Source organism: Parvibaculum sp., from assembly GCF_035511255.1.
In the GTDB taxonomy this organism is placed as follows: Bacteria; Pseudomonadota; Alphaproteobacteria; order Parvibaculales; family Parvibaculaceae; genus Parvibaculum.
In genome coordinates, this window is record NZ_DATKFR010000153.1 from 1 (window position 1) to 6546 (window position 6546).

General features: G+C 63.8%; 7 protein-coding genes and 4 tRNA genes. 5 read left to right on the forward strand and 6 right to left on the reverse strand.

What is annotated here, in order from left to right; genetic code table 11:
• From VMR03_RS05430 to VMR03_RS05440, 3 genes are all read right to left on the reverse strand, one after another.
• Nucleotides 1–140: GTP-binding protein (locus tag VMR03_RS05430; protein ID WP_325401527.1), on the reverse strand; the 140-nt coding region annotated here is incomplete at its 3' end.
• 88 nt (nucleotides 141–228) lie between these two features.
• Nucleotides 229–302: transfer RNA gene (locus tag VMR03_RS05435), tRNA-Gly, on the reverse strand.
• 60 nt (nucleotides 303–362) lie between these two features.
• Nucleotides 363–447, reverse strand: a tRNA-Tyr gene (locus VMR03_RS05440).
• A gap of 224 nt (nucleotides 448–671) precedes the next feature.
• Between VMR03_RS05440 and rlmB the strand changes: the two genes are divergently transcribed.
• The 3 genes from rlmB to VMR03_RS05455 all read left to right on the forward strand — a co-directional run bounded on the left by rlmB (nucleotide 672) and on the right by VMR03_RS05455 (nucleotide 2458).
• Nucleotides 672–1523, forward strand: a complete 852-nt coding sequence (gene rlmB, locus VMR03_RS05445; RefSeq protein ID WP_325403042.1) for a 23S rRNA (guanosine(2251)-2'-O)-methyltransferase RlmB — start codon at nucleotides 672–674, stop codon at nucleotides 1521–1523.
• A gap of 135 nt (nucleotides 1524–1658) precedes the next feature.
• Nucleotides 1659–2321, forward strand: coding sequence for a hypothetical protein (locus VMR03_RS05450; protein WP_325403044.1), 663 nt, complete (start codon nucleotides 1659–1661; stop codon nucleotides 2319–2321).
• Nucleotides 2322–2384: 63 nt separating this feature from the next.
• Nucleotides 2385–2458: transfer RNA gene (locus tag VMR03_RS05455), tRNA-Thr, on the forward strand.
• Between the two features lie 30 nt (nucleotides 2459–2488).
• On the opposite strand, the gene VMR03_RS05460 is transcribed toward VMR03_RS05455, so the two are convergent.
• Together VMR03_RS05460 and VMR03_RS05465 are read right to left on the reverse strand one after the other, a co-directional pair.
• On the reverse strand, nucleotides 2489–3865 hold the full coding sequence (locus VMR03_RS05460) for an L-serine ammonia-lyase (protein ID WP_325403046.1): 1377 nt from the start codon (nucleotides 3863–3865) through the stop codon (nucleotides 2489–2491).
• Nucleotides 3866–3889: 24 nt separating this feature from the next.
• Nucleotides 3890–4561, reverse strand: coding sequence for a TetR/AcrR family transcriptional regulator (locus VMR03_RS05465; RefSeq protein WP_325403048.1), 672 nt, complete (start codon nucleotides 4559–4561; stop codon nucleotides 3890–3892).
• A gap of 69 nt (nucleotides 4562–4630) precedes the next feature.
• Between VMR03_RS05465 and VMR03_RS05470 the strand changes: the two genes are divergently transcribed.
• Nucleotides 4631–5683, forward strand: a complete 1053-nt coding sequence (locus VMR03_RS05470; protein ID WP_325403050.1) for a threonine aldolase family protein — start codon at nucleotides 4631–4633, stop codon at nucleotides 5681–5683.
• A gap of 19 nt (nucleotides 5684–5702) precedes the next feature.
• Here the strand turns inward: VMR03_RS05470 and VMR03_RS05475 are convergent.
• Nucleotides 5703–5778 (reverse strand) — tRNA-Thr (locus tag VMR03_RS05475).
• A gap of 183 nt (nucleotides 5779–5961) precedes the next feature.
• Here VMR03_RS05475 and VMR03_RS05480 point away from each other — a divergent pair.
• Nucleotides 5962–6546, forward strand: a 585-nt coding sequence (locus VMR03_RS05480) for a PepSY domain-containing protein (RefSeq protein ID WP_325403052.1), incomplete at its 3' end; no start/stop codon positions are given.

The following is a 6546-nucleotide window of genomic DNA, read 5'->3' on the forward strand; positions in this document are numbered from 1 at the left end:
TAGGCCGAAAACGTCGCCCCGCCCGATTCCGCCAGAACCTTCGTGATCGCTGCCGTCAGCGTCGTCTTGCCGTGATCGACGTGACCAATCGTCCCGATGTTGCAGTGCGGCTTATTGCGCTCAAATTTCTCTTTGGCCATCGGTTTCTCTACCTCGGTTGGTCTGGCTCGGTTGTCTGTCCGACTTGTCGAACACTTCTCGGTTACTGCCTCGCGCCGAACGACGGTTTGGAGCGGGTGAAGGGAATCGAACCCTCGTCATCAGCTTGGAAGGCTGTTGCTCTACCATTGAGCTACACCCGCCTGACCGTATTCCCTCGTTCCGCTTGCATCGGTTCCCTTTCGGGACTCCCTTGGGGGGATTGGTGGAGGGGGTTGGATTCGAACCAACGTAGGCTTAGCCAACGGATTTACAGTCCGTCCCCTTTAGCCACTCGGGCACCCCTCCGTGTCCGATGTCAAATGTTGTGAAATCCCAATAAGTTCGCTGCCGCCGGCTGTGCTTGGCGCACGGGCGGCTTTATTGAGCTTTGCCGCCGTGCTGTCAACTAAATTCCCGGTCTCAAACGCGTATAACGCCCCGCAGCGTCCTCAGCTTCTTGATCGTTCGGCTGAAGGCACTGTTGGGCGGGACGTTTGCATGAGCCCGGGAGGCACAATATAAGCGCGGCCATGACCAAGCGCAAGCGACCCGGCCCAGCCGGACAAGGCCCCACGGGCCACGAAGACCGCAACAGAGGTCCCCGCCGTCAGGCCGGGCACTTCCAGCCCCGCGGGCCGCAGCGTCCGCGCAAGGGCGGCGGTGACGATAGTTTTATCTATGGATTTCATGCGGTTAGCGCCGCACTCCGTAATCCCGCACGAAGGCCGCAGCGGCTTCTTCTGACTCGGAACGCCGAAGCGGAACTGGCGGCCGAGGGACTCAGCCTCGGTTCGGACCTGCCCCTCCAGCCGGAGACCGCAACCGGCGAAGACATCGCCGCCTTGCTTCCACCCGGCGCGGTCCATCAGGGCATCGCCCTCAAGGTGTCGCCCCTGCCGGACCTTTCCATGGACGAGGCATGCGAAGGGGCGAGCCGGGTTGTGGTGCTCGACCAGGTCACGGACCCGCATAATTTCGGAGCGATTCTCCGCTCGGCGGCCGTTTTCGGCGCCGGTGCTCTCGTGACGACCGACCGCAACAGCCCCCCTCTCGGCGGGGTGCTGGCCAAGGCGGCCTCGGGCGGGCTCGAGCGGGTCCGCATCGCCAAGGTGACGAATCTCGTCCGGGCGATCGACGAGCTGAAGGATCTGGGCTTCGAGGTCATCGGCCTCGACGGCGAGGGGGCGGTGTCCCTCCCCGACTTCAAGACCGGGCCGAAGGTCGCCCTTGTCCTCGGCGCCGAGGGCGCGGGCCTACGGCGGCTCACACGGGAACATTGCGATGTTCTCGCCCGCCTTCCGGCCTCCGGCGAGATGAAGAGCCTCAACGTCTCGAATGCCGCCGCCGTCGCACTCTACGAGCTCGCCCGTCGGAGCAGCTGAGATGATCTTTCCGCCGGCGTTTCCCACGAAATGACCGACAAAAGCTGCGGATAGGCGAAAACTGCTATTTCATTCATGACGTTTACATCACAATATTGCGACTGAATCTTAGTTTTAGTTGCAATGGTGAGTGTTGTGAGTTCCCTCGTTTCGACACGCTGGAAGGCGTACGACGCCCTTATGGGCTTTCTTCTCTTCGCGTCTCTGGTGGTGCTGTATCTTCTTTCCGGCAATGTCAGACACTTTTATGAGAATGCGGCGGTAGAGAACGGGCAACTCTGTTTTCTGGCCGCCGCCTTGGCGTTTTTTTGCCGGGTCGCCTATGCCCAGTTCGATGAAGCTGCCACCGCGCACTTCATCGGCGTCAGCCTCTTCGTCATGACCGTGCTCGTCCGCGAGGCCGACGTGCGGCACACATGGGCGGAACCATATCTCGGCCGGTTTTTTGCCGAACGACTGGAATTCGTCATGGTGGGAATGCTGTGGATCGCCTGGGGCGTTTTCTCTCGCCGCGCGCTCCCTTCAGCCATCCGCGCCGCCTTTCGCTGGATGGCGACCCCGGCAGGCTGGGCTCTTGCCGCCGGTCCCGCTTTTTATCTGGCGGGTCGCCTCGCGGAGAAGCATATGTTCGTCGGCGACGGCGACATGAGCGAAATTCTCGAAGAGAGCTTCGAACTCGTCGGGACCTATTTCTTCCTGCTGTCCGCTTATTTGTCCACCCGGCATATGACCGATGCGCGGCGGCTCGGCGCGCCGGAAAGCGTGGACGCGTCGGACAGCGAGCCCTGCACGACCTGACTCTTCCGCTCATGCGGCACTACCCCGCCAAAGCGGAAATGCGGGCCACATTGCCCGCATCGATGCCCTTGTAGCTCAGTTGGTAGAGCACCTGATTTGTAATTAGGGGATCGCGGGTTCGAATCCTACCGGGGCACCGCAAAACTTCGCACGAAATGCCCGCTCATTCAGCACTCCGGAAGATTGACGGCCAGTCCGCCGAGCGAGGTTTCCTTGTAGATCTCGTTCATGTCGCGCCCGGTGCGTTTCATCGTGGCGATCACCTTGTCGAGCGAGACCGAGTGCTGGCCGTCGCCGAGAAGCGCCAGGCGCGCGGCGTCGATGGCCTTGATCGCGCCCATGGCGTTCCGCTCGATGCAGGGGATCTGCACAAGCCCACCGATCGGATCGCAGGTGAGGCCGAGATTGTGCTCCATGCCGATCTCGGCCGCGTTCTCGATCTGGCCGGTCGTCGCGCCGAGCACCGCCGCGAGGCCAGCGGCGGCCATCGAACAGGCGACGCCCACCTCGCCCTGACATCCGACTTCGGCGCCCGAGATCGAAGCGTTGCGCTTGTAGAGTGCGCCGATGGCGGCAGCGGTCAGAAGAAAATCGCGTCGGCCTTCCGCCGTGCCGCCGTGGAAGCGGTCGTAATAGCGGATCACTGCGGGGATGACGCCAGCCGCGCCGTTCGTCGGCGCGGTCACCACCCTGCCGCCCGCCGCATTCTCCTCGTTGACCGCCAGCGCCCAGAGGCTCACCCAATCGAGCGCCACGAGCGGGTCGATGATCTGTCGCTCGGCCTTCGCCATGATGGTCGAATGCACCTGCCGGGCGCGGCGCTTCACCTTCAGGCCGCCCGGAAGCTCGCCGCCTTCCCGGATGCCCCGTTCTATGCAGGCGTCCATCGCGTCGAGAATGCCGTCGAGGCCCGTATCGATCTCGCGTTCGGTGCGCCGGCTTCGCTCGTTCGCGCGGGAGAGGTCCGCGATGGTCAGGCCGGTACGCGCGCAATGGCCGAGCAATTCCGCAGCGCTTGCGAAGGGATAAGGCACCTCCGTGGCAGGAGCATCGTTCTGCCGTGCGTTGCGCGACATCTCGAGCTCGTCGCAGACGAAGCCGCCGCCGATTGAAAAGTAGGTTTGCGTGCAGAGCGCGTCGTCATTCGCGTCGAAGGCGGAGAATGCCAGGGCGTTCGGATGCTGCGGAAGGCGCTCGCGTCCGCACCAGACGAGATCGCGTTTCTCATCATAGGCAATCTCGTGCTTGCCGCCGAGCCTCAGCTTGCCATCCGCCCGCACAGTCCTGGCAAGCGCGTCCGCCTCGTCGGGATCGAGCGTCGCGGGATCGAGGCCTGCCAGACCGAGAAGAACCGCCGTGTCGGTGGCGTGACCGCGTCCGGTGAGCGCGAGCGACGCATAAAGCCGCACCTCGACGCGCACGGTCCCTGGCAGCGCCGGACCCAACCGCTTCAGAAAGCGGCCCGCCGCCGTCATCGGCCCCATCGTGTGGGAGCTCGAGGGGCCTACGCCCGGCTTGAACAGGTCGAAGACACTGATGTTCATGACCGACCGCCACCCATAGTCCGCCTACAAATCGTTTCTGCCGACGGCAACCACCGTATCACGGGCGGCAAGGCGCTCGAAAAGGCGAGCCGCGAGCGCCGGTCGCGCCGCATCGGTGGCGCAGGCGGCGAGCGGCGCGAGAACGGCAATCTCGGCCGTCCGCAGGAAATCCGCGTCGCCTGAATCGCCGCATGCCCATTCATAGAGCGCGCCGAGGTAGCCGGTGTAGATCGCCCTGCCGAGTAGGTCGGGGGCGACCTCTTTCAAAAGGTCGCCGGCGGCCTGGGCTTCCATCACCGCCTTGACCGGGATCAACGCCACGTCGCGTCCGAGATGCGTTCCGTCGAAGAGCGCCCGCGGAATCCGCACATGCAGCTGGCGGTAGAGCCTTGCGTCTTCCATGTAGAGTTCGGCCGATATGCGCGCCGACTCCAGCGCAAGATCGATGCCCCTCGCCGGACTGGCGGCGAGCGCCGCATCGAGGCGTCCCAATGCAATCTTGAGCACGGCGAAGCCGATCGCATCGAGGCCACCGATGAGGTTGTAGACGGTCTGTGGCGCCACCTCGGCCGCCGCCGCAATCTCGTTGAGCGAGACATTCTCCATGCCGCGCTCGCGCCAGAGATCGGCGGCCGCCGCCACGATCCTCTCCTGCCGGCGCATCTTGCCCCGCTCGCGCAATGCGATGCTTGACATTGGTTCTGATTCCATATTTGCATCACAATCTATTTTTAGGTTTTATTCCAATATCAGGGCGGCCTTCCCATGACAAGGACCAGTATCGACCTGCGCAGCGACCTGCTGGGTCCGCGGCCTCCTAAAATCGCGGACATTATGAGCGCCGCGGTGCTCCGGCCTGCCGCAATGATCCACGGAGAAGACCCGGACGAGCGGGCGCTCATGGAGCTGCTGGCGGAGGAACTGGGCGTCGAGGCCGTACTGCTCGTTCCGACCTGCACGATGGCCAATCAGATCGCGATCCGGCTGCACCTGCCCGACGGCGGACGGCTCGCATCTTCGCCGCTTTCTCATGTCGTGACGGTCGAGGCGCGCGCGACCGCGCTGACTGGCGTCGTCCGGCAGGACCTGCAGGCCGAGAACGGGCACCCCTCGCCTTCCACGGTTGCTGGCTTCCTTGCCAGCCAGGAAGCCAGTGAGACGGCGCTCGTCTGGCTGGAGAACACGCACATGCTCTCGGCGGGTTCCGTCATGCCGTTCGGCTGGCAGGCGCAGATCGCCGCTGCCTGCCGCGCGGCGGGCGCTTCCTTGCATCTCGACGGCTCGCGCCTCTGGAACGCCGCCGTCGCGCAGAGGGCGCCCATGTCCGTGCTCACGGGGGGATGCGATACGGTGGCGGTGAGCCTCAACAAAGCGATTGGCGCACCCCTCGGCTCCGTGCTCGCCGGCTCACGCGAGGCAATCGCTGAAGCCGTACGCTGGCGCGAAGCGATGGGCGGCGAATGGCGTCCGATCGGCTGCATCGCAGCGGCGGCGCTGGCCGCTCTCGACGGTTGGCGCGAGCGCCTCGAAACGGATGCCGACATTGCCCGGATGCTCGCAGGAGCGATTGCCGACCGGCTCGGCGCGGAGGCGCTGCAACCCGTGTCCAGCAACCTCATATTCCTGAACCGACCCGACCACGACGCAACGCTCTTCGTCGCTGCGCTGGCGCGCCGTGGCGTGAAGACGATTCCGCTCGGGCCGCACGCGGTGAGGCTCGCGATCCATGGCGGCGTTCGCGAAAGGGAGGTTGAAGCGGTCGCGACCGCGATTGCCGCCGCCGACAGCGAAGTGCGCCATGGCGACGGGACGGAATAGCTGCACTGGGAAATGTGAGTGGTGCCCCCGGCAGGATTCGAACCCGCGACCCCCTGATTACAAATCAGGTGCTCTACCAACTGAGCTACAAGGGCAAGACCGGCATGGTCTTACTTCAGGGCCCGGGACGACGCAACCGCCACCCGGCCATCAGGGCCGGCCGGCGCGGCGAACCATTTTCATTCTGAAGGCGTCCATAGAAGTTGCGAATAGTTCGCAAATTTCCTATCTTGCCAAAAATCGCGACTAATTCGCGTTTGCATACCAATCGAGGCGTCATGCTCGCGGCGAAATCCATCAAGGCCTGGTACCTCGTCCATAAATGGACGAGCCTCGTCTGCACGGTCTTTCTGTTGATGCTCTGCATCACCGGCCTGCCTCTCATCTTCTACGAGGAGATCGACCATCTGACGGGCGCTCATCCGGCGCCGCCGACCATGCCCGCCGATACACCGCTGGCGAGCCTCGACCGTATCGCCGCGGCGGGACTCGAACACCGCCCGGGTCAGGTCATCCGTTTCCTGAGCTTCGACGACCACGAGCCTATCGTCTATGTCTCGACCGCGCCCGCGATCGATTCCCCTGCCGACGCCGGGCAATTCGACGCCTTCGACGCACGCACAGCCAAGCTGCTCGACATGGCGCCCTTCGACGAAGGCATCATGTACATCATGTTCAAGCTGCACACCGACATGTTCGCCGGATTGCCGGGCATGTTTTTCCTCGGCTTCATGGGGCTTCTCTTTGTCGTCGCCATTGTCTCCGGCGTCGTCATCTACGGTCCCTTCATGCGGAAGCTCGATTTCGGCACGCTGCGCAAGAAAAAAAGCGCTCGCGTCAAATGGCTCGACATCCACAATCTT

Bases quoted from the DNA above. Each gene is read 5' to 3' on its own strand.
- rlmB (WP_325403042.1), top strand. From the start codon at position 672: ATGACCAAGCGCAAGCGACCCGGCCCAGCCGGACAAGGCCCCACGGGC.
- VMR03_RS05460 (WP_325403046.1), bottom strand. From the start codon at position 3,865: ATGAACATCAGTGTCTTCGACCTGTTCAAGCCGGGCGTAGGCCCCTCG.
- VMR03_RS05465 (WP_325403048.1), bottom strand. From the start codon at position 4,561: ATGTCAAGCATCGCATTGCGCGAGCGGGGCAAGATGCGCCGGCAGGAG.
- VMR03_RS05470 (WP_325403050.1), top strand. From the start codon at position 4,631: ATGACAAGGACCAGTATCGACCTGCGCAGCGACCTGCTGGGTCCGCGG.